The following is a 23,053-nucleotide window of genomic DNA, read 5'->3' on the forward strand; positions in this document are numbered from 1 at the left end:
CGATCGCCAGCAAAATGAGTCCGCCCTCAAAAACGGACCGCATTGTTGCGGTGCTATTTACTCTATGTGACGTCAACATGGCAAAGTGCCTGACGATCACAATTGCAAGGCAGCGGACCTGCCCCAACAGCGAGATGGAACTATCATGCCAATCCTGAACCGTGCCGCCGAAATGCAGGACGAGGTTGCCGGCTGGCGACGACATCTGCACCAGACCCCGGAACTGAATTTCGACGTCTTCAAGACAGCCGCCTTCGTCACCGAGAAGCTGAAGGCCTTCGGCTGCGACGATGTGGTGACGGGGCTGGGCAAGACCGGCGTCGTGGGCATCATTCGCGGCCGTCAGGGCGAAGGCGCCACCATCGGCCTGCGCGCCGACATGGACGCGCTGCCGCTTAACGAGATCACCGGCAAGCCCTATGCCTCGACCGTTCCCGGCAAGATGCATGCCTGCGGCCATGACGGCCATACGGCGATGCTTTTGGGTGCGGCGAAATATCTCGCCGAGACGCGCAATTTCGCCGGTTCGGTGGCGGTCATCTTCCAGCCGGCCGAAGAAGGCGGCGGTGGCGGCAACGAGATGGTCAAGGACGGCATGATGGAGCGTTTCGACATCGCGAAAGTGTTCGGCATGCACAACATGCCGGGCCTGCCGGTCGGCCAGTTCGCCATCCGGCCGGGCCCGATCATGGCGGCGACCGCGGAATTCACCATCACCGTGAAGGGCCGCGGCGGCCATGCGGCGATGCCGCACGGCACGATCGACCCGATCGTCATCACCAGCCAGTTGGTCGGCGCCCTGCAGACGATCGCCTCGCGCAGCACCGACCCGGTCGAAGCCGTGGTGGTGTCGGTGACCAAGTTCCATGCCGGCGACGCCTACAACATCATCCCGGAATCGGCGGAGATCGCAGGCACGGTGCGCACCTTGCGCAAGGAAATCGCCAAGAAGTCGGAAGAGCGCATTCGTGCCATCTGCGACGGATTGGCCACGGCGTTCGGCGCCAAGATCGAGGTCGATTACCAGGCGAACTACCCCGTAACCTTCAACCATGCGGAAGAGACGGTTTTTGCCAGCGACGTCGCGGCAAACGTCGCCGGCGACGCTCATGTCCACCGCGGCATCCAGCCGGTGATGGGCGGCGAGGACTTCTCCTACATGCTTGAAGCCAGGCCCGGCGCCTTCATTTTCATTGGCAATGGCGACACCGCCGGCCTTCACAACCCGGCCTATGACTTCAACGACGAAGCCATCCCGCACGGCATGAGCTACTGGGTGAAGCTGGCCGAAACCGCGCTCGCCGCCTGAGGCCTGGCGGCGGCAGGGGCCGGCCGATTGTGTTCGGCCCGCCCCTTGGCGAAACGATCGGAAGCGGCTATGTGTCGGGCCGCGTGGTCCCGTAGCTCAGTAGGATAGAGCGGCAGATTCCTAATCTGTAGGTCACAGGTTCGATTCCTGTCGGGATCACCACGTTTTGCTGCTTAAGCCGGATACTGTCGGACCTGAATCGGACTGAAACCAGAGCCGATCACTGGGGTCGCATCGGTCATCTGTACGGAACCTGCATGCGGATTTCTACCGTTCGAATAACGTCAGAAAAGCGCTTGCAGACGTTCCGACAAATCGGAAATTGGTTGATTGGTTGGAGCCCGGTCGACGGACCGCAGCGGTCCCGTCCGGGATGAGGTTCAGAGCCGTTCCAGCGTCAGCATGCCCGGATCGCCCTTCCAGGCTTTGGAAAGTTCGTCCGCGGCTTTCGTTGCGGCGGCAGTATCGCCTTGGGCTTCCGCCGCCTGCTGCAGCCCGAACAGTGCCCAGGCGCTGCTGCGTGCGCGGTGGAGCGCCGCCACAAACTCCTTCGCCGCGTCCGCCGGCTGACCGTTCTTGAGGAGGGCGGCACCGAGGGACTGCCGCACGGGATAATACCAGTACGGAGGCTCCATGTAGGGGATCGTGTCCTCCGTTTCGACCGCTTTCTTCCAGAAGGCTATCGAGCCGCCGACGTCATTCTCGGCCTGCGCAGCGCGGGCACGTACGACATCTTCGGCCACTTGCAGGACCGACAATGCCGGGATTCCCCAGGCATCGTGCACCGACCAGTCGGTTTCCTGAGCGATCTTGTGGATGGCGTCCGCCTCGACTCGCGCGCCCGAGGCGTCCTTCTTCTCGGCCAGGGCGACGCCGCGCGCATAGTGCCACATCGATGTGATGTAAGGCGGCGCGCCGGCCGGCTCGGCCTTAGCCAGGATCGCATCGGGTTTGGCATATTGCGCCCAGGCGAAATACGGAGCTGCCTTCACCGGCTGCACGATCGGTATTGCCGTGGCCACCTCGTTAGTCAGAAACTTGTCCAGCTTCTCAGCCTCTGCAAGCACCGTCTTCGAGTCACCGAGGAGCTGGGCCGAAACCAATACGAAGTGCACGTTGTGGGAATAGTAGCCGAGCGGATAGACACCGGTAGCGCCGGTTTCGGCGAGATAGGTCTCGTCCACTTTCGAGGCAGCTTCGTTGGACTTCAGCGAATCCGTGTAGCGGCCGACGCGATAGTAGATGTGGCTCGGCATATGGACGATGTGTCCGGCCCCCGGCATCAGCGCTGCTAGCCGGTCCGCGTAGGGCTCGGCGCGCTCCGGACGATCCGAGGCCTCAACAAGATGAATGTAGAGGTGAATCGCCATCGGATTGTCGGGCTTCCTGGCGAGAACGCCTTCCAGCCGCCTCTGGATGTCGGCGGTGCGGCCCTTGGGTTCCTTGCCGCCCGGCTGCCAATAGTCCCAAGGCTGCGTGTCCATGCCGGCCTCTGCGGCCAGCACAGCGAGCTCGAGATCGTCAGGATATTTGTCGGAAAGCGCCGCAGTTGCATCGGCGAAGGCGGCGTTCAGGGTGTTTCGATCGGCCTTGGGATCTTCGGAATACCGCGTGGCGACCGCCTCGATCAGTCCCCGCTCCTTCTCGGTGGCACCGGATGAAAGCGCCTGCGCCTTTCGAAGAGCAGTGATCGCTGGTGCATTTGCCGTGGGATCCATCGGCACGTTGATGTTCGGGCCCAGGACCAGTGCCTCGCCGAGGAAGCACATCGCACAGTCGGGATCGAGGCTTTGTGCCTTGCGGAAGGCGCGTCGCGCCTCCGCGTGATTGAAGTTGGTGGCGAACCGCAGCCCCTGGTCAAAGTATTTTTGGGCATCGGCGCTCTTTGTGCTGATCGGATAGCTCAGGGAGCCCAGGTCATCCCACAATGGCGGCTGGGCCTCCTCGTAGGCCTTCAAGTCTTGCGGGGCCAGTGATTGGCCGGCAGCGGCCAGAGCGACGCAGTGTGTGATGTCGAGTTCCCCCGGCAACGATACTCTTGGCGCCGCAAGCTGCGACTGCAACGGACTGTCCGCGGCGTAAGCAATGGCAGCACCTGTGCCGAAACTCACTAAGGCAATAGCTGTCCATCCTGCACTTGGCAGGCAAGCACGCAGTTTCATCTGAACCTCCTGGCGTTCGGTACGATCGGCAAGCTCCGATCAGCCCTGTCTTTCCAATTCTCGATCGGAGGTGCGGGCGTTGATGATCCGCCTCGCGCCGCCGTTTGGCAATATATTTCCTACTGCTAATGTAATAGCGGACGCGATGTTTTCTGCTCACCTCTTCGGCCCGAAGGCACTAGTCGGACACCAGAGGGATTCAGGCACGCGCCGTTGCAAAAACCAAATATCGTCTGACCGCCCGCCCCGCTTGAGACGTATCGGATCGAGACCGGCGCCTGTTGTTGTGAAGTGCCACGGCCCCGATTCAGCGCAGAGTGCAACCCTTGGACCGTCAGGGCTTCACCCGAACGGGTGACACCGCGACTTCAATGCGTGGAGGACCCTTGGTATCGGGACAAGAGCTTCGCGAGTTCCGCCTGACTTCCGGTGCTTGTTTTCGAGAATATTGCACGGAGCTGGGTTCTGGCGGTTTCACGGCCAATTCCCAGGGCAGAGCTTGCCGCGCCGATACCTCGGCCATCGGCAAGGCGGCAGGCCAGCCGCGTTTCGGCTGCTGTTAGTTGAAAGGCGTGCCTTATCAGTTGCTTGGGTAGCGCCGGTTCGGCCACAAGATCGGTAAAATAGAGGAGCGCGTCTCCGCCGTTAAAGAGGTCATGGACGAACGAGGTCATCGGAATGGCTTCAGCAAGAAGCCATGGCGAACCCTCGCGAGCAATCAAAACGGGCTCCCCGTCGCTCAAGTCGCCGCATTGGCTGACCACGCCTGCGATCAATTTCTGCAAGCGTGAATCACTGGGCCGATCTGCCGCCCGGAGACGACCACCGTGGATAACGAGGCCAGTACCAAGCAGAGCTTCCGCGTGTTTATTGTAGCGGGTGACGCGGCCTCGGCAATTCAGCAACAGCGCTGCGCTTCCCATCCGATCCAGAATGGCCAGGTTCGGTTCGACTGCCGTTTCCCAAACCTTTTCCGCAGCACTGATGATGCGAACCATCGACGGAACGATCGCCAAGAAATCCTCGGCTTCATTCCGGTAGAATGGCCCCTTATGAGCGTCACGAAACATCGAGAGCATCCACCTTCGATCCTTCACCATGAAGTCTATTGCAGCCCACCATTCCCGGTCGCCTGGACGCGCGATTTCTTGGTAATAAGGGAGAACCTCGCGCTCATCACGAGTGGTGATCTCATCCTCGACAACGAAGCTGTCTGTCAGTTTTGCCAACCTCTTGCGCGGTCTACGTTCATGCGGATCGGGAGCACCTTCGATTCTTTCGATCCAAAGGGCGGCGAATTCGGCATGTTCGGTCGAATCGGGTCTGAGCGCGGTCGGCGATCGCTGATCGCTACGAAACGGGTGAGTTGGATCGCAGGTGCGGATAACGCAACTTGTGGCTCCTAGGGAGTGGGCCAGCATTTGAAGCGCTGCGGGCCACTGCCTAAACTCGAACGCGGCGTCGTAGCAAGCCTCGATCGCAGCGGCAATGTTCCGATTGTCGGACATAGGATTTGGCGTCGCGATCCCGGTTTCTCGCCCTTTTCTCCTCATGGCCCGTCGACGGCCCTCCAGCTACAGGCCCCGCAACCGGCTCCGGCCAGGGATGTTTATTTCCCGCGGCCATGCTCGACAGACGGTCAGCTGAGGACCTATCGTCAGACTGACGCATCGAATGAGAGATAGCTACATTAGCATAATAGCCACGCAACTTCACCGATGCTTCTCGACGAAATCTCTGCACGCAGGTGAAAGCCGTTCGATCTGGCTTTCAAGGTCGCATTTACCCATCGGTTTCGTCGGGCAAAACCGTGCGTAGTCGCGGCGACATCCCTTGCCTTCGAAAATTTTGAAAGATCTTACCTGCGTAGGGTTTGTTGCGTTGACTGAACTGGGTATCAGCCCGGTTTCGATCTCCATCGCACCGTCACGACTTGACCCCTTGCTTCCACCCTTGCCCCCACCCTTGCCGCCGCCCCCACCCTTGCCGCCTCCGCCTCCGCCGCCGCTCCCACCCTTGCCGCCTCCGCCCCCGCCTCCGCCTCCTCCGCCGCCACCTCCTCCTCCTCCTCCTCCTCCTCCCCCGCCACCGCCCTTCGCACGCGCGATGCCACCAAAGGCGGCGTATGCGATGCTTGCACCCAAGGCCGAAAGCAATACACGACGAGACGTAAACACTGTTCGATCCTCCTACAATTTCTGTGAAACTTCGGAATTTGATAATCGAAATGCGACACGCACGCGACTTCCACCCGCAAGACGAGAGGGGTCCTTAAGCGATGCTACCGTAGTGTTTAATTGATTTGCGAGTTCCGCTTTAGCTTAACTTCGTCGTCAGCAAAATATCGGATTTCACAATTTTGGCTAAGAGGAATTTCATTGCCCAAATCGAAATCTCAACCTGTCCTGCCTTGAGCGATTTGCTGATATAGAGTGTAGTGCCTCCGCTCCCGACCACAGTTCCTTTGGCGGGCTTGGAAATTGCGGGGCCCCCATCTCACCGATACATTCAGTCTTCAACTTGAGCTTGGGGTTTGCAAGGAAATCAGCAACTACTTTCGACCCGCACGGATCGGAATCAATGACATCGTGTCCGATCCCCCGAAAGACCACCACCTGGCCGAAAGGAAGGGTCTTCGCCGCGTGGTCCGCCCATGCTGTCGGCGTTGCTGGATCATATTCTCCCGACAACAGAAGAGTGGGTATGTCAGTGCGGCGCGGCTGCACCTGCGATGCTGGCCCGTTCTCAAGCATCCAAAGAGGGCATGCCCAGGAGTAGTCGTTCAGCTCAACCCATTTCGACCAGTATTTGTCCTGCTTGCCATTCAGATCGGGGAGATCGCTGTCGGAACAACTTACAGAGAAGTCCATACCTTGGGAGATCTCCAGGTCGTCAGCATCGAAAAGTATCTCCGCCAGGGGTCTGAAATCCTGTTTGTATGTCCTCTCGATCAGCTCCGGCAGGGTCAGGAGCGCATCGCGATCGTATAAAATGCCGAATATAAGCTCGAGGAAATCTGCCCCGGAGACATATGTGTAGCGCGCCTCTTTATCTGTGCTGCGCAAGAGCAAAGGCTGCCGATCCAGCTGTCTTGCAACAAGCTGAACAGCATTGGATATCCCATTCATGCATCTGTTCGCTGCCTCACAGTCTCGCTCTAGCAATTTTAACGATCGGTCGAGATTCGGCCCATCTTCGTTCAGGTAATTGATGTCCAGAGGAACAACTGAATCCAGTATACTCGCCGATACCCCTTCGGGGTGCTGGTTCATCACTTCGAGTGCAAGCCTGGTGCCATACGAGACGCCATAGAGAACCCACTTTTCTATCCCGAGAGCCTTCCGAAGGTCATCAATATCCTCCGCATTCTCCTCAGTGTTGTAGGCATCAAGATCAATGCCCTTTGCGATCAACGCCGTCCTGCATGCAAGAACTTCATCTTTTTTGAGCTTGCTAAAGGTGGTTTCGACCTCAACGCTCGAGAGAATGGCGTTCCAATGATCGGGCTTGAAATATTGAGAACAGTCCAAGGCGGGAGCGGACTTTCCGATACCCCGCTGATCAGCGACGATTACTCGGCGTCCGATCATCCAACTCTGGGCGCCGATGAATTCCCACCATCCATCGATGTCGTCGCTATTGGCAATGTCGGTAGGCTGCCCCGGTCCTCCTGTGAGAAACACCACCGGTTCGTGCCGTTCGCGGTCCGGTTCGAATACGACCACGGACAGGACGACCTCGGTACCGCCCGTCTTCTTTCGATTTTCTGGAACATTCACGGTCCCACACGTCATTGCCCGATCCCGGGGAATTTCGAACCAACAGCTGGTTTTCTTGAACTCACCCGCAGTGAGCTCCCCACCCCCCAGGCAAATGAGGAACGCAACCGACGTGACCACGAGAAGAAAACACCAACCTGGTTTGATGTACGCGCGTCTAAACACGGTAGACATCTCGCCCCTCATTTATAAGTATATGAAAACTGCTCGATTACGGATCGAATATTCTTCGCGTCATCGACAAATCAGGAATAAAACGCCCATAATCACGGCTTCGTTATTTTATTCAAGACGGAGAGTCTTCCCCCCGACATTGCCAAGGAACAATTCCGTGTTTCAGAAAAATGGCAGGAAAAAACCTACCCTGCACGCAGCCTAACGACTCTCTCCATTTCGTGTTCCCAAGCGATATTGGGTTACTCCAACACAAAATTGGAAACAAGCTCGACAAACCGGAGATTATATTAGCGCTTTTGATTGAGCCGTGCGCGAGACAGTTGGTCAGCACTGCGCTTATGTAAGCCGTGTTTTGCGCTACATTGCTCATCCGATTTTGCGCGGGTGCTCGCACCCTCCTCCTTATGGTGGATTCCCATTCTTTAGCATTAACGCATATAAAGACCGCGCTTCTGCACTCACGATGGGAACACAACCATGCGGAATCGAAAGTCACTCCAACTGGCGCTTTTGGCTTGTATATCGCTTTTTCTCACCGACGCCGCTTTAGCGAAAGATGCCTACAAGACACCCTGTAGAGCGGACGCCAAGCGGGTGTGCCACATGGACAACGAAGTTAAGGCGCAAGGCTGCCTTAAACAGCACCTCAGCGAAGTCACGCCGGCTTGCAAGGCCTTCCTCACTAAACAATGAAATGACCACGGATCCTGTTGTTCCGCGTGCTCCAACAGCGGGGTTGCTCGCCGTGGGGTCTCACGCGATGGCACGATGAGCAAGGCGGACACCGTTCGCCCTGCCGGCATTCTGGTCCCGTTCGCTCCAACCGGGCGCCAGTCACGGCCCCGCCAGTTGCGTGGACATGCGAGGATGGCCGGGATTGACGAAAGGTATCAAAGGCCAGCGAGCGGCTGGCTTGTCTGTCTGACAGCCTGCCTCAGCCCACCCTGACCACGAAATGCTTCGTCACCGGCTCGATGATCTTCCAGGTTCCCTTGAAATCGGCTTCCACCACGAAGGCGTCGCCGGGGCCGACTTCGACCGGCGTGCCGCCGTCGGGCGTGATGATGATGCGGCCCGCGATCATGTGCACGAACTCATAGTCGGTGTAGGTGGCGTGATACGTACCGGGCGACGCGCGCCAGGTTCCGGAGATCACCTTGCCGTCCGCGGTCGTGTGCTGGACTGCGGTTTGCATGGTCGGCCGGCCCTCGACCGCGATCCAGCCAGGCAGGTCGCCGGCTTCCGCGTGTTCGACGGTGCCGAATTTCAGGATCGTCTTGTTCGTCATGCCGGGGCTCCGTTTTGCTTCGCTGTCGCACCGTCGGATAGCCGTTACGCGTGGCGTGGGCAATGCCGCCAGGGGGACCAGGGCAACCAATCCGGGTTCACCGGCGCCTTCGCACTGTTTGACGGAGCTCTGAACGAAAAAAACCGCCTGCTCGGCGGGTCCCTGGCGCGACTCAGCACCATAGGCAATTTGTAGCATTAACTGCCTTCACAGTCAATGAAGCTGAGTTCGCGGCCTTGCACCAGGAACCAGGCGCGTCCGCGCCTGGGGTGGGCGATTTGGCAATTCCTGCTGCTCCTCAGTCTGAAATCCTCAGGGCTTGTGGCGCGCCGCGACGAGTTCCGCCTTGCGCCTTGCCGTTTCCATTCCCAGCCCGATGAAGGCGCGCGCGTGCTTGGCCAGCGCCATGTTGTCCGTCCACAGATTACGCCAGATGGCGGTCTTCTTCGACAGGTTCTCGTCGACGATCTCCGAGGAGAAGGATTCGAAGCTGAGATCGTCGGCATAGCCGATCGCCGTCAGCGCATCGAATATCGCGGCGAAGTCGATATTGCCGGTGCCGAGGAAGCCGCGATGGCTCTCGCCGATATGGACATAGCCGATCTTGCCGGCGGCATGGCGGATGGCCAGCCCGACATCGGCCTCCTCGATGTTCATGTGGAAGGTGTCGAGGTGGAGAAAGATGTTGTCGGAGCCGGTGTCCTCGATGAAGGCCAGCCCTTGCGCGGCGGTGTTGAGCAGATTGCTCTCAAAGCGGTTGACGATCTCGAGGTTGAGCGTGACGCCTGCCGCCTTCGCGGTTTCGGCGACCTTGGCCAGCGTCCCGGCGCTGCGGTTCCACTGGTCTCGCGTCGGCGCCTCGGTCTGCAATCCGTGGCTGGTCGAGAGGATACCGGCGACCTTCTGGCCGCCGAGGTCGCGCGTCAGGGCGATGGTGTCGTTGAGGATCCCGACGCCGCGCGCGGCGACCGCCTTGTCGGCGCTCGAAATGTCGCCGTCGACCGGCAGGCCGATGCTGATCGCCACGCCGAGGTCGAGATCGGCGATGCGCTTGGCGAGCCCGCCAATATCGACATTGGCGGGGTCGAGATAGGAGAATTCGATCAGGTCGAAGCCGGCCTCCTTGGTGTTGGCCAGCGTGCGTTCGAGCTCGACCTGCGTCGAGCTCGCCGACCAGACGAAAGAGTGGATTCCGATGCGCGACATGATCGTCTCCGGTTTTGCGACGAAATGAGGAGGACGCGGCAGGTCAGCCCGGCCGCGTCCGCCTTGGACTGATCAGCGGGCCGCGGTCCAGCCCTTGTAGTCCTTCAGATTCTCGGCGGTGATCAGCTTCGGATCGAGCAGCACCACCGGCTCCGCCGGCTTCTTGCCGGCAAGCACGTCGGCGGCCATCGTCAGCGACTGGCCGGCCATCACGTAGGGATCCTGCGAGGCAGAAGCCTTGATCATGGACTTGCCGGATGCCAGTTCCTTCTCGATGTCCGGCGCGCCGTCGACGGCGGTGAAGATGAACTCCGAGCGGTTGAGCTGCTTGGCGGCGAGCTCGGCGCCGATCGCCGTCGGATCGTTGATGGCGAACACCGCGTCGATCTTGTCGAAACGGGTCAGCAGCGACTGGAACACCTTCAGGCCGCCGTCGCGCGAGCCTTCGGCGTTCTGGTCGTCGGACAGGATCTTGATGTCGGGATGCTGGGCAAGCACGTTCTTGCAGCCCTTCACGCGCTCCAGGATCGACGAGGACGCCGGACCGTTGAGGATGACGTAGTTGCCCTTGCCGCCAGTTTGGTCGACCAGATATTGGCAGGCCTCCTCGCCGGCCTTGACATTGTTGGTCATCACGGTGACGTCGGCGCCTGGCGCGGAGACGTCGAAGGCCGCGACCACGATGCCCGCCGCCTGCGCCTTCTTCACCGCGGGCGCGATCGCCTTGGCATCGACGGCGTTGAGCATGATGACGTCGACGCCGGCGGCGATAAAGGAATCGACCTGCGAGACCTGCTTGTTCAAGTCATAGTCGGCCGACACCGACGTCACCTCGACGTTCGGATTGATCTTCTTGGCCGCGTCCTCGATGCCCTTGATGGTGGCGACGAAGAAGGGGTTGCCGAGCAGGCCGACCGAGATGCCGACCTTGTTCAGGTCCTTGGCCGATGCCGGCGCAATGGCGACGGCCGCGAACGCGGCGCCGCAGAGCAGTTTGGCGATGGTCTTCATTACGCTTACTTCCTCCTGATGCCCCGCGCCTCTCACGGTGCGTTACACAAGCCGGTCTTTGATGCCGGCGACAAGGTCACTCACGTTCTTGCCCCTGCCTGGAGCCTGTAGCGGTCGAGGGCGACCGCCACGATGATGACCAATCCCTTGATGATGTACTGCCAGATGTCCGAGACGCCGGCCAGGATGAGCCCGTTGGACAGCACGGCGATGATCAGCCCGCCGATCAGCGTGCCCCAGATCGAGCCGACGCCGCCGACGAAGCTTGTGCCGCCCAGGATGACCGCGGCGATGGCGTCGAGTTCGTAGGACTGGCCGAGCTGCAGGCCGTTGGCGGCATAGAGCCTGGCCGCCGACATGGCGCCGCCGAGACCTGCCAGCAGGCCGGACACGCCATAGACGAAGAGCAGCACCAGCGGCACCTTGATGCCGGTCAGCCGCGCCGCCTCGGCATTGCCGCCCACGGCATAGATCCAGGTGCCGAGCACGGTGCGTTTCAGCACCAGCCACGACACCACCACCACCGTCAGCGCGATGATGACCAGCCAGGGAACGCCGAACAGCGAGCCGTTGCCGATGAAGTCGAACGGCAGGTCGGAGTTGAACACGGTCGTGTCTTCGCCGAGCAGGCGGGCGACGCCGCGCACGGCGGTCAGCGATCCCAGCGTGACGATGAAGGGCGGCAGCCTGATATAGGCGATGAGCAGCCCGTTGATGACCCCGAAGCCGAGACCGACCAGAATGGCCGCCGGCACGCCGAGCAGGCCCCAGTCCGGCACCAGCGACACCAGCACCGCCACCATTGCGGAAGCGGCAAGGATCGAGCCGACCGACAGGTCGATGCCGCCGGTGAGGATGACGAAGGTCATGCCGGCGGCGAGCACGATGTTGATCGACGATTGCTGCGTGACGATCAACAGGTTGGTGCCGGTGAGAAAACGCGGATTGATGAACTGGAAGCCGGCCGCCAGCAACACCAGCACCGGCAGCATGCCGAGCGCGGCCAAAGCCGTGCGCAACCGCCGGCTCCTGACTGCCGCCTGGTCCACTGTCGTCGTCGTGGTCGTTCTGTCGGTCATTCCTTCGGTCCTTCTTGGGCCGCTCCCGTCGCAAGTTCCATGATTGCTTCCTGGCGAAGCGGCTCGCCCCGGGATGCCGTCACCTCGCCTGCTATGGCGCCGTCGCGCATCACCAGAACCCGGTCGGCGACGCCGACTACTTCCGGCAATTCGCTGGAGATCATCAGTATGGCGATGCCCCGGTTGGCGAGATCGTCGATCAGCCGGTAGATTTCCGATTTGGCGCCGACATCGACGCCGCGCGTCGGCTCGTCGAGGATGACGACCTTCGGCTCGGTCTCCAGCAGGCGAGCCAGCAGCACCTTCTGCTGGTTGCCGCCCGACAGCGAACCGGCATTGGCCTGCGCCGAGCGGGTGCGGATCGAGAGATCGGCGACGGCTTTCGCAGCGCGCCTGTCGGCGGCGGCGAAGTCCCGCAAGCCGCCGGCGCGCGCATCCCTGGCCAGCACGCCCATGTTGATGTTGTCGGAAATAGACATGTCGAGGAACAGGCCGAGTTCCTTGCGGTCCTCGGTGAGATAGGCGATGCCGGCATCGAGCGCCTCGCGCGGCGAGCCGATGGCGATCGGCTTGCCGTCGAGCTCCAGCGTGCCGGCGCTGCGCCGGTCGGCGCCGAAGATGAGCCTGGCAAGTTCGGTGCGGCCCGAGCCGACGAGGCCCGCCAGCGCCAGCACCTCGCCGTGATAGAGGTCGAAGGAGCAGTCCTTCAGCAGCCTGCCGTCGGACATGCCGCGCACCGACAGCGCCACGGCGCGCTTTTCGCCCGGCGGGCGGTGATCCTTCTTGTAGAACGCCGAGAGATCGCGGCCGACCATCATCGAAACGAGCCGCGAGGCGCTGAGGTCGGCGCGCTCCAGCGTGCCGACATAGCCGCTGTCGCGCAGCACGCTGACGCGGTCGGCGAGCTGGTAGACCTCTTCCATGCGATGGCTGATGTAGATGATGGCGATGCCTTGCGCCTTCAGCGTCGCGATCACCTCGAACAGCCGCTCGGTCTCGCGCGAGGTCAGCGACGTGGTCGGCTCGTCCATGACGATGATGCGCGCATTGGTCGACAGCGCCCGGGCGATCTCGACCAGCTGGCGCTCGCCGAGTGACAGGCCGGAAACCAGGGCACGCGCCGAAAAGGAAACGCCGAGCCGGCCGATGATCTCGGTCGCGCGCCGGTTGCACTGGTCGCGGTCGACGATGCCGAAACGGCGCGGTTCGTTGCCGAGGAAAATGTTCTGCGCCACGGTCAGATTGGGCGCCAGCGACAGTTCCTGGTAGATCACCGCGACGCCGCTGGCGCGCGCCTTGATCGGATCGCCGGTCGCGGCGGGCATGCCATCGATCAGGATCTCGCCCCCGGGATCGGGACGATAGGCGCCCGAAAGCACCTTCATCAGCGTCGACTTGCCGGCACCGTTCTCGCCCATCAGCGCGTGCAGCTCACCGGCCTGGACGGTAAGCGAAACATCCTGCAGGGCGCGGATCGCGCCGAACGTCTTCGAAATATGGCGCATTTCCAGCACCGGGTGGCGTTCCGCCCCCATGCCGGCTGTCTCCGTCCTGGCCTGCGCGCTCATCGGGCTGCGACCTTGCCGGCGGTCCCGGCGACCAGATCGCGCCAGCCGTCGCGGTAGCCGGCGAGGCTGGTGAAGCGCACTGCTTTCACCGGCTCCGGCGGCTCGGCGGCGAATTCACGCCCGACGCTCTCGAAAGCCAGGGCCGCAGCGCCCGTGGCGCTGCCTTGCAGCGAAGCGCCCTGCATGAAGGCCTGCTCCGGCCGCAGCTGCGCCAGCAGGCTGGCGAGCAGGCCGCCAGTGTTGAGACCGCCGTCGACGATCACGGTGTTGCTGGAATGGATGAGGTCGAGGCAGAGGTCGAGCATCAGCGCGACATAGAGCAGTGCCACGGCCGCACGCTCGCCGGCATCAGGCGTGCGTCCGACCAGCCGGCCCGAACGGCCTGGCATCGGCCCGCCCGGCGCGAAGCTCGGTAATGCCATCATGCCGGCATCGATCGCCCGCTGCACCGCCGCGCCTTCGACCGGGCCTTGCCAGCCGTCGCTGATGGCGGCGAATTCGCGCCCGCCCATGAAGCGGATGGTCGGCACCGGGCCGCCGTCCACATCGACATTGACCAGCATGTCGCGATCGCGGTCGAGCGCCTCGAGCGGACAGTCGGGATTGAGCACGATGACCCAGGTGCCGGTCGAAACCACTGTCACCGAGCCCAGCCCCTGCCGCCGATAGGCATGGAGCGCGGCATTCGAGTCGTGGACGCCGTTGTGGATGGCGAGCGGCCGTGCCGCGCTGCCGAAGTCCTGCTCGCCGATGACAGTTCCCGCACGCGCGAAGGCCGGCATCTGGTGGCGCCACCCCTCGGCGTCGACCAGTGAGGAAAAATCGTGACGACGCGGCGCCCACAGATGCGAATGGCAGCCGAGATAGGACACTTCGCAAACCGGCCTGCCGCCAAGGCGCCAGCTCCAATATTGCGGATAGCCGAGGATCCATTTCGCCGTCGCGAAAGCGTCGGGTGCGGCCTCCTGCAGCCACAGCATGTGGCGGCCGTAGTTGAAACCGAGCGGCAGCCGCGGCGAGAACGTCTCGGCGTAGTCCGGAATGCGGCGATCGATCCGCGCGGCGATTTCGGCCGGCGGCTCCTGCTCATAGTCGAGGATCGGATGCGTCAGCGCCGCGTCGTCCACGAGGGCGAAGGTGCAGCCATGGCCCGACACCATCACCCCTTCCACGCCATGGTTTTCGATCACAGCGGTGACGGCGCCGAGCGCCCAATCGTGGAGGTCGGCCTCATCGAGCACGCTGAAGCCGCCTTGGCGCGTCCATTTCGGCTGGGTCCGGCGCTCGTCGAGAATGCGTCCGTCCTGGCCGAAGACGAACAGCTTCGAATTGGTCTTGCCGAAGTCGAGCACCGCGACCTTCATGCGATGGCTCCCATGGTCGAAGCAAACCGCACCATGACGCCGGCATCCTCCAGCATGCGCGCGTCGGCATCGGAAAGACCGTCGTCGGTGACCAGCGTGCCAATGCGCGACAGGGGCAGCGCAACGTTACGGGCCTGGATCGAAAGCTTGCGGCTGTCGGCCAGCACGACGATCTGGTCGGCGCACTGGCTAAGCTCGACGATCGAGCGCACCAGCAGCGGGTGCGATTCCAGCAAGCCTTCCTGGCCGATGCCTTGCGCGCCGAGAAAGAACTTCGAAGCGTAGAAAGGTGCCGGATGGGTGAGCGAGTGAATGATGCCCGGCTCGCGATGCAGGTCGCCGCCGGCAACGGTCAGGCTGCAATGGCCATGATCGCTCAGATACGCCGCCAGCGGCATCGAGTTGGTGTAGAGCCGGATGCTGCGCTCGGCGAGCTTGACCCCGAGATGGAAACAGGTCGAGCCGCCATGCACGATGACCGCGTCGCCGTCGCGCACCATGGTCGCGGCTAGGTTGGCGATCTGCCGCTTGGCCTCGACCGCGAGGTCGCGATTCTCGTCATAGGGCCGGGCATAGGCGACGCCGGCCTGCGACGTGCCGTCCAGCGCCGAAACACCGCCATAGACCTTGCGCGCCTCGCCCGCCTCGTCGATCCGGTCGATGTCGCGCCGCACCGTCGCGGCCGAAACGCCGAGCCGCTCCTGCAGCTCCCGCACCGAGGCGAAGGGGCGATCACGCAACAGTTCGACGATCTGACGCTGGCGGCCGGAGTCGCTCAACTGTTTTCTCCAAAACGCCGTTCTGTGACGGCAGTTGGTGTAACTTACTCAACATTAGCTCGATTGCAAGCCGCAACTGACGGCATTCGATCACGGTTGACGGAACTCACTCTTATCTGCGATATCAACCCGTCGAATGCCCGACCACCGCATTCGACGGTTGTCGGATTGTTGGAGGAGATGCGTGATGGCGACCCAGGCGGATGCGCAGGAATTGGCGGCGCTGCGGGCGCTTTCGGCCGCCATCGGACAGGATCCGCATCTGACCCAGGCCGCCGGCGGCAACACCTCGCTGAAAGCCGGAGACACGCTGTGGATCAAGGCTTCCGGGACCTGGCTGAAAGACGCGCTCGCCGATGACATCATGGTGCCGGTGGCGATGGCGCCATTGCTCGAGGCGGTTGAACGACGCGACCCCGCCGCCGACCAGCCTCAGGCCTTCGCCATTGGCGCGCTCAACCCGCGCGGGCTGCGTCCCTCGATCGAGACCACGGTGCATGCCTTGATGCCGCAGCGCGTGGTCCTGCATGTCCACTGCGTCGACACCATTTCGCTTGCGGTGCAAGCCGATTGCGAGGTCCTGGCCGCGCGCCGGCTCGCAGGCATCCAATGGGCCTATGTCCCCTACCGGCGGCCGGGCCTGCCGCTGGCCCAGGGCATCTCCGAAAGGCTGCGGCCGGGCATCGATGTCCTGATCCTGGGCAATCACGGTCTCGTCGTCGCGGCCGAGACCGTCACCGGAGCGGAGGCGCTGTTGCGCCGCGTCACCGGGCTTCTGGCAAGGGCGCCGCGCGAAGCGGCCGCGCCCGACATCGCGGCACTGACCGCGCTTGCCGCAAATTCCGGCTACCGCTTGCCCATCGACACCGAGGCGCACGCGGTCGCCATCGATCCCGACAGCCGCCGCATGGCATCGGGCGGCAGCCTCTATCCCGACCATGTCATCTTCCTCGGCAAGGGTTCGGTGGTGGCTGCGCCCGGCGAGGACGTCGCCGCTGTCGTCAGGCGTCGCGGCGCCCAGCCCGCGTCGATCCTGTTCCCCGGCCTCGGCGTCCTGATGCGCGCCAATGCCAGCGCCGGCGCCGACGCCATGCAGCGTTGCCTTGCCGACGTGACGGCGCGGGTCGATGTCACGGCGACGTTGAATTACCTTACCGAGGCGGAGAACGACGAACTCGTCAACTGGGACGCCGAGCAGTACCGCCAGAAACTGAACGCCTCCGGTGGTTGACATGTCGCCCGTCGCCGGCTCGCCTCTCTCGGATCGTCTCGTCATCGGCGTCGATATCGGCACCTCGGGCGCCCGCGCCGTAGCCATGCGTCCGGACTTTTCAATTGCCGGCCAAGCCGCCGTCCGCCTCGACGCATTTGGCCAGGATCCACGCAGTCCGGCGGCCTGGTGGCAAGCGGTCCGGGCAGCGCTGGCGGAGTTGATTGCGGGCATCGACCGAACCGCAGTCCGCGCCATCGCCGTGGATGGCACCTCGGGCACGTTGCTGCCGGTCGACGGTGCCGGACGGCCGCTCGCCGAACCGCTGATGTACAATGACAAGGTCGCCGGCGACGATATACTGGCCGCGATCGCGCGCGAGGCGCCGGCGGGCAGCGCCGCGCACGGCGCGACCTCAGGCCTCGCCAAGGCGCTTCACTTCCAGCATCTGCCGGGCGTGGCGGCGGTGCTGCATCAGGCGGACTGGATCGCCGGACAGTTCTCGGGCCGCTTCGACATCAGCGACGAGAACAACGCCTTGAAAACCGGCTACGATGTCGAGGCCCGCCGTTGGCCGGACTGGATCGCGGCGACCGGAATGCGCATGGATTTGCTGCCTGACGTCGTCGAGCCAGGCGACGTGACCGGCACGCTCACCGCGGCCATGGCGGATCTGTTTGGCTTGGCCCGCGACGTGACCGTCGTTGCCGGCACGACCGATGGCTGCGCCTCTTTCCTGGCGACGGGTGCGGCAGGGGTCGGCGACGGGGTCACGGCGCTTGGATCGTCGCTTACCATCAAGATCCTGTCCGACCGGCCGATCTCGGCGCCGCGATACGGCATCTACAGCCATCGGCTGGGCAATGCCTGGCTGGCCGGCGGGGCCTCGAATTCCGGCGGCAAGGTGCTGGCGCAGCATTTTCCGCTCGCGCGCATCATCGAGCTCAGTGCCATGATCGACCCTGCGACCGAGACCGGCCTCGACTATTATCCGCTCGCCACATCGGGCGAACGCTTCCCGATCGCCGATCCGGCGCTCCCCTCGCGCCTCGTCCCACGCCCGGCGGATGATGCCGACTATCTCAAGGCGATGTTCGAAGGCATGGCCGCGATCGAAGCGCTCGGCTATCGCCGGCTTGGCGAGCTCGGCGCGCCGGCGCTGACTTCGGTGCGCAGCGTCGGCGGCGGCGCGGCAAATCCGGCGTGGAGCGCGATCCGGCAGCGTAAGCTCGGCGTTGCGTTCTTGCCGGCTTTGTCGGACGAGGCCGCTGCCGGAACGGCGCGGCTGGCGTTGAAGGGTGCGAACGAGGCGGGGCTGCTATGAGCGGAAAACTGGCTGAACGCCTCGACGGCATCGGACCGCTGGCGGAGCGCTACCAGGTCTTCCTGGTCGACCAGTTCGGCGTGCTGCATGACGGCTCGGCCCCCTATCCCGGCGCGGTGGCGGCCTTGGCGGCACTGAAGCGCGCCGGAAAGACCGTGGTGCTGGTCTCCAACTCCGGCAGGCGCGCCAAGCCCAACGAGGACCGTTTGCTGAGGCTCGGCTTCGAGGCCGGAAGCTGGGATCATTTCGTTTCCTCCGGCGAGGTGGCGTGGCGATCCTTCCACGAAATGGCGGGGACCGGAGCGTTGCGGCCCGGCACGAACTGCCTGTTGATCAGCCGCGATAATGACCGCACAGCGATCGAGGGCCTGCCTTTTGTGTTGACCGGAGCCGGCGATACCGCCAACCTGGTACTGATCGCGGCCAGCGAGGGCGACCGCTACGACCTGGACCATTATCGCCGCCTGCTGGCGCCGGCGGCGGCGCGAAAGGTGCCATGCTTCTGCACCAATCCCGACAAGATCATGCTGACGGCGGTCGGGCCTCGCTTCGGCGCCGGCGAGATCGCCGATCTCTACGAGAGCCTGGGCGGCAGCGTCACCCGCATCGGCAAGCCCGGCCCGGCGATCTTCGATGCCGCACTGGCGCTGGCCGGCGAGCCCGACCGTGCCAGCGTGGTCTGCGTCGGCGACAGTGTCGAGCATGACATAGCGGGGGAAACGGCTCCGGCATCGCCACGGCGCTGGTCCTGAGCGGGATATTGGCGGACGCTTCGGATCTTATCGCGGTCTTCGACGAGCAGCAGGCCTGGCCGGACTACGTCACGGGGTCCTTCAGCTTCCGTTGACCGCCTCGAGCATGCGCCTTGCGCTCTCCTCGTCGGTGATCAGGATCGTCGGGGCGATCAAGTTCATGGCGCCGAGCAGCGCCGCTGTCTTCTCTTCGCCGCCGGACGTGAGAATGCGGATCGGCGCCTTGCGCAGCCGATCGACCTCCACTGACATCACATGGCTGTTGACGGGATGGTCGACCAAATCGCCATTGCGGTCGAAGAAATGGAACAGAAGGTCGCCAACGGCGCCACGCGCAACCAAGGCCTCGCGGTCCGCCTCCTTAAGAAAGCCGCCGCGAGAGAAGGTGGTGGCCGAAGCGATACCGCCGACGCTCAGCAGAACGGCATCGAGCACGTTGGCCATCTCAAAAACTTCCTGCAGGCCGCAACGCTCGACCAGCGCGATCTTGGTCTCGACGCTGTCGACGACGGCCGGCGTCGGGATCAGGTAGCCGTCGCCCTGGAAGATTTGGGCGAAGCGCCAGGCGAACTCGGCCGGGTTGTAGCGGCGCACGACGCCCACACCGCCCAGCAGCGAAATCACCTTGAAGTCGGTGAGCGATTTGGCGCTGATGAAGGGCAGGCTCGAGAACAGCGTCTGACCCCAGCCGACGCCGACGCGCATGCCGGATTTCATCGTATCGGACAGGAAAATCCCGGTCTTGGCGCTGATCGCCGGGATCGGATCGGCATTGGGCGCGGTCAGCGGCGCCACCAGCGCCTGCTTCAGGCCGAACGTGCGCTCCAGCGCGCGCTCCAGCCGCACGATCTCTGACAACTCGCTTTCGATGGTGATTTTCACCTCGTTGCGGGACCTCGCCTCCGCCAGCATGCGCACGATGGTGACGCGGCCGACGCCGAGCACGTCGGCGATCTCGTTCTGCGTCATCTGCTCGACGAAATACATCCAGGCGGCGCGGATCCTGAGGCGGTCCGTACGGCTCTCGTTGACGACCTGTTCGGGCGCCTCGGCCCCGCCGTTTTCGCTATCGCCCTGCCGTCGCCTGCCCAACTGTCTGTCTCCCCGCTCGGCGATGTAGGAGTCACTCGCCGATTCTCCACGCTGGTTTAATATCGCCTATTGATCTACCAATCGATAGGAACAATGTAGGGTCAGCGGCCGGCTCTCGGCGGCCGAGGCCGGTAGACGTTTTCGAGGCGATTCGCGATGCTCCGACAAATCTCCAAGGATGTCCGCGTCAATTTGAAGGACCGGCTGCGCGACGTCCGCGACATCATTCGCCAGAGCCGCCACGACAGCGACAGCGAGGCCAATCTCGTGCGGGAAGCAACCAGCCATTTGCCGCCGTTCCCGGGCAAAGGCATCGAAGGCCTGCTCGGCCATGCCGCCAGTGCCGTCGACGAAGCCTTGTCGATCGCCGAATCCCTTGTCCCGCATGACCGCCCGACGAAGATCGACGGAACGACTGTGAAAGGCCTTGGCATCTATTTCCCGGCCGGCAACGAGGAACGCCGGTCCAGCGCCGAGCGCGTCTTCCGGCGCGACATGTACTATCTGACCAGGACCGTGCTCGCCGCCCTGAAGATCGACAATGCCCGGATCCACGAGGCGGATTTCGCCGCCGTCCACGCCGCCATGCAAAAACGCCACGCCGGTCTGCTGGCCGCGATACCCGCCAGACCCGGCCCCGCCGCGCTGCCGGCCGTCGCCGCTGCCTGTGCGGCGCTGCTGGTCGAGTGCCTCAACCACCGTCCTGTCCGCTTTGTCGAAGCCGAACCGGATGCAATCGGCGACCGGGCGCTCGACATAGCTTGCCTGGCCCCCGTCGTCCTGGCCTGCGGCCTGGCCACCACGGCCAGCGACGGTGCGCCTGAGCCCGACATGCTGGAGACCGCTGTTCTGGCGGCCGGCATCCGTCACGACCGCATCGTCAAGGCCTGTGCCAAGGCGAGCCCGGTCGATGAATTGACACCTGTCTTCGCCACCTTGCTTGCCCATTTGCCGTAGCTGCCGGTTCTGGCCGAGACTATCGCCCGAGCGCCATGTCCGCGATGGTCTTCTTGGCGCGCTGGATCGAGGCCGGGCTCATCGAGAGCTCGGTCAGCCCCATCTTGAGAAAGGCCGGGATGAGGTCGGGGCGTCCGGCCGCCTCACCGCACATGCCCACCATGATGCCGGCGGCCACGCCGGCTCTTGCCGTCAACTCGATCGCCGACATGACGGCCGGGTTGGCGACATCATTGAGCTTGGCCACGGTCGGGTTGAGCCGGTCGGCGGCCATGATGTACTGGGTCAGGTCGTTGGTGCCGATCGAGAAGAACGACACCTCTTTCGCCAGCGCCGGCGCGATCAGAACGGCGGCCGGCGTTTCGATCATCACACCAAGATCGAACGCCGCATGCGGCACGCCTTGCGCCTTCAGTTCCGCCGCGCATTCGGCAACCAGGACCCGCGTCTGCCGCACCTCCGATATGTCGGAGACCATCGGCAACATCACCTTGATGTTGCCGTGCACGGCTGCCCTGAGCAGCGCCCGTAGCTGGCGCTTGAAGATGTCGGGCCGGTCGAGGCACATGCGGATGCCGCGCCAGCCGAGGAAGGGATTTTCCTCGTCGGGAAATTCGATGCCGGCGATCGGCTTGTCGCCGCCTATGTCGAGCGTGCGCACGATGACCGGATAGGGGGCGAATGCCTTGGCCAGCGCCGCATAGGTCTCGGCCTGCATGTCCTCGGAGGGCAGATGCATATGACGCATGAACAGAAGCTCGGTGCGGAACAGGCCGACGCCCATGGCGCCGGCTTCCTGCGCTGCCTCGATTTCCTCCAGCGAGCCGATATTGGCGCCGACCTCGATGATCCTGCCGTCCGCGAGCTTTGGCGTCACGGTCTTGAAGACGGCCAGTCCGGCGCGCTCCTTGACCGCCGTCTCGACGCGGGCGGCGAAGTCCGCGCGGGTCGCCGCATCGGGGTCGACGATCACCTGCCCGCCATTGCCGTCCACGGCCACCTCCCGCGCGCTGCGCAGGGCATTGACCTGGTCGCCAAGGCCCAGCACTGCCGGAATGCCGTGCGAACGGGCGATGATGGCAATGTGCGAGGTGGCCCCGCCATGGCCGCACACCACCCCGCCGATGCGCTTCAGCGGCGCCCGCGCCAGGTCCCAGGCGCCTATGTCGTCGGCGATCAGGATGGCGCCTTCGGGGATATTTTCGAGGCTGGCGTCATCCTGGCCGAGCAACGCCAGACAGATCTGTCGTCCGACCGCATGCACGTCGTCGGCGCGCGCGTTGAGATAGTGATCGTCGACCGCGCTGAAATCGGCGGCAATGGTGGAGGCGGCGGTGATGACGGCCGAAACCGCATCGTTTCCGCTTTTGATCGCCTTCTCGGCCTCGCCGGTCAGGCTGTCGTCGGCGGCGATGTCCCGCAGCGCCGCGATGATGCCGCGATCTCCGGCGGACAGGGTGTCCTGCGCCAGCGCCTTGTCCATGCGCGCCTGAACGGCGGCGGCGGCGGCGCGGAACCTGTCGATCTCGCCGGCGATCTCCTCCGCCCGCAGCATGCGGCCCTGTCCAGCGATGTCAGGCGGAAAATGCGCGAAGGCAGGCCCGATGGCGACGCCCTCGCTCGCCGCGACGCCGCGCAAACCGGCCACGCCTGAAACAGCCGGTACGGGTTCGGACGCCGGCACAGTTTCCTCGCCCGTGTTGGCGGCCGGTTGCGGATCGTCATCGTCGAGACCTGCCTTCGGATTCTCGAGATAGCCGATCAGCGCCTCGATCGCCTCGATGGCGTCCGCGCCATTCGCCCGCACGGTGACTTCCTGGTTTTCCTTCACCGCCAGCAGCATCAGCTTGACCGAGCTCTTGGCGCTGACCGCCTTGCCGTCCTTGACCAGCTCGACATCGGATTCGAAACCCTTGGCAAGCTTGACGAAGCGCGTGGCGGGACGGGCGTGCAAACCTTCATGCACTCTGACGATGGTCGAGCGTTCCATGGCAAA

The 23,053-nt window shown here is 63.5% G+C and carries 16 protein-coding genes, 1 tRNA gene and 1 pseudogene; 6 read left to right on the forward strand and 12 right to left on the reverse strand.

Translation table 11 applies throughout. The annotated features are described in order from the left end of the window. Positions 1 to 145: 145 nt before the first annotated feature. Together ACIU1A_RS24750 and ACIU1A_RS24755 are read left to right on the forward strand one after the other, a co-directional pair. On the forward strand, positions 146 to 1,309 hold the full coding sequence (locus ACIU1A_RS24750) for a M20 aminoacylase family protein (RefSeq protein ID WP_140513917.1): 1,164 nt from the start codon (positions 146 to 148) through the stop codon (positions 1,307 to 1,309). A gap of 85 nt (positions 1,310 to 1,394) precedes the next feature. Then, positions 1,395 to 1,471: transfer RNA gene (locus ACIU1A_RS24755), tRNA-Arg, on the forward strand. 218 nt (positions 1,472 to 1,689) lie between these two features. Here the strand turns inward: ACIU1A_RS24755 and ACIU1A_RS24760 are convergent. The 10 genes from ACIU1A_RS24760 to ACIU1A_RS24805 all read right to left on the reverse strand — a co-directional run bounded on the left by ACIU1A_RS24760 (position 1,690) and on the right by ACIU1A_RS24805 (position 15,722). After that, on the reverse strand, positions 1,690 to 3,471 hold the full coding sequence (locus tag ACIU1A_RS24760; RefSeq protein WP_404925499.1) for a hypothetical protein: 1,782 nt from the start codon (positions 3,469 to 3,471) through the stop codon (positions 1,690 to 1,692). A 368-nt stretch (positions 3,472 to 3,839) separates the two neighbouring features. Continuing rightward, positions 3,840 to 4,979, reverse strand: coding sequence for a helix-turn-helix transcriptional regulator (locus tag ACIU1A_RS24765; protein WP_140625667.1), 1,140 nt, complete (start codon positions 4,977 to 4,979; stop codon positions 3,840 to 3,842). An 867-nt stretch (positions 4,980 to 5,846) separates the two neighbouring features. Beyond that, entirely contained in the window at positions 5,847 to 7,424 is a 1,578-nt protein-coding gene (locus ACIU1A_RS24770; RefSeq protein WP_404925500.1) for an alpha/beta hydrolase, read from the reverse strand. Positions 7,425 to 8,361: 937 nt separating this feature from the next. Beyond that, on the reverse strand, positions 8,362 to 8,715 hold the full coding sequence (locus ACIU1A_RS24775) for a cupin domain-containing protein (RefSeq protein ID WP_140501578.1): 354 nt from the start codon (positions 8,713 to 8,715) through the stop codon (positions 8,362 to 8,364). Positions 8,716 to 9,027: 312 nt separating this feature from the next. Next, on the reverse strand, positions 9,028 to 9,921 hold the full coding sequence (locus tag ACIU1A_RS24780) for a sugar phosphate isomerase/epimerase (RefSeq protein ID WP_140525814.1): 894 nt from the start codon (positions 9,919 to 9,921) through the stop codon (positions 9,028 to 9,030). A gap of 72 nt (positions 9,922 to 9,993) precedes the next feature. Further along, complete coding sequence (locus tag ACIU1A_RS24785) at positions 9,994 to 10,932, reverse strand: ABC transporter substrate-binding protein (RefSeq protein ID WP_140517934.1); 939 nt, start codon at positions 10,930 to 10,932, stop codon at positions 9,994 to 9,996. Between the two features lie 80 nt (positions 10,933 to 11,012). Beyond that, complete coding sequence (locus ACIU1A_RS24790) at positions 11,013 to 12,011, reverse strand: ABC transporter permease subunit (RefSeq protein ID WP_140501584.1); 999 nt, start codon at positions 12,009 to 12,011, stop codon at positions 11,013 to 11,015. After that, positions 12,008 to 13,579 (reverse strand): sugar ABC transporter ATP-binding protein, encoded by a 1,572-nt coding sequence (locus tag ACIU1A_RS24795; protein ID WP_140525813.1) that lies wholly within the window; start codon positions 13,577 to 13,579, stop codon positions 12,008 to 12,010. Before ACIU1A_RS24795 ends, ACIU1A_RS24790 begins: the two co-directional genes overlap by 4 nt. Continuing rightward, on the reverse strand, positions 13,576 to 14,943 hold the full coding sequence (locus ACIU1A_RS24800; RefSeq protein WP_140627864.1) for an FGGY-family carbohydrate kinase: 1,368 nt from the start codon (positions 14,941 to 14,943) through the stop codon (positions 13,576 to 13,578). The genes ACIU1A_RS24795 and ACIU1A_RS24800 overlap by 4 nt, the downstream gene beginning before the upstream one ends. Then, positions 14,940 to 15,722 carry a DeoR/GlpR family DNA-binding transcription regulator gene (locus ACIU1A_RS24805; protein ID WP_404925501.1) on the reverse strand — a complete coding sequence of 261 codons (783 nt, stop codon included), beginning with the start codon at positions 15,720 to 15,722 and terminating at the stop codon, positions 14,940 to 14,942. Before ACIU1A_RS24805 ends, ACIU1A_RS24800 begins: the two co-directional genes overlap by 4 nt. Positions 15,723 to 15,909: 187 nt before the next feature. Here ACIU1A_RS24805 and ACIU1A_RS24810 point away from each other — a divergent pair, with 187 nt between their 5' ends. The 3 genes and pseudogenes from ACIU1A_RS24810 to ACIU1A_RS24820 all read left to right on the forward strand — a co-directional run bounded on the left by ACIU1A_RS24810 (position 15,910) and on the right by ACIU1A_RS24820 (position 19,103). Beyond that, positions 15,910 to 16,953: a class II aldolase/adducin family protein gene (locus tag ACIU1A_RS24810; RefSeq protein WP_404925502.1), complete on the forward strand. Its 1,044-nt coding sequence runs from the start codon at positions 15,910 to 15,912 to the stop codon at positions 16,951 to 16,953. Position 16,954: 1 nt separating this feature from the next. Next, positions 16,955 to 18,256, forward strand: a complete 1,302-nt coding sequence (locus tag ACIU1A_RS24815; RefSeq protein WP_404925503.1) for an FGGY-family carbohydrate kinase — start codon at positions 16,955 to 16,957, stop codon at positions 18,254 to 18,256. Next, positions 18,253 to 19,103 (forward strand): annotated as a pseudogene (locus tag ACIU1A_RS24820) (TIGR01459 family HAD-type hydrolase). The gene ACIU1A_RS24815 and the pseudogene ACIU1A_RS24820 overlap by 4 nt, the downstream one beginning before the upstream one ends. On the opposite strand, the gene ACIU1A_RS24825 reads toward ACIU1A_RS24820, so the two are convergent. Next, on the reverse strand, positions 19,090 to 20,100 hold the full coding sequence (locus ACIU1A_RS24825) for a sugar-binding transcriptional regulator (protein ID WP_140554317.1): 1,011 nt from the start codon (positions 20,098 to 20,100) through the stop codon (positions 19,090 to 19,092). The pseudogene ACIU1A_RS24820 and the gene ACIU1A_RS24825 sit on opposite strands and share 14 nt — an antisense overlap. A 156-nt stretch (positions 20,101 to 20,256) precedes the next feature. On the opposite strand from ACIU1A_RS24825, the gene ACIU1A_RS24830 reads away from it, so the two are divergent. Continuing rightward, positions 20,257 to 21,057, forward strand: a complete 801-nt coding sequence (locus ACIU1A_RS24830; protein WP_404925504.1) for a hypothetical protein — start codon at positions 20,257 to 20,259, stop codon at positions 21,055 to 21,057. Between the two features lie 19 nt (positions 21,058 to 21,076). Here ACIU1A_RS24830 and ptsP read toward each other — a convergent pair whose 3' ends face one another. Beyond that, complete coding sequence (ptsP, locus tag ACIU1A_RS24835) at positions 21,077 to 23,047, reverse strand: phosphoenolpyruvate--protein phosphotransferase (protein WP_404925505.1); 1,971 nt, start codon at positions 23,045 to 23,047, stop codon at positions 21,077 to 21,079. Between the last annotated feature and the right edge of the window lie 6 nt (positions 23,048 to 23,053).

Origin of the sequence: Mesorhizobium maamorense (genome assembly GCF_044998965.1) — a bacterium.
Lineage (GTDB): Bacteria > Pseudomonadota > Alphaproteobacteria > Rhizobiales > Rhizobiaceae > Mesorhizobium.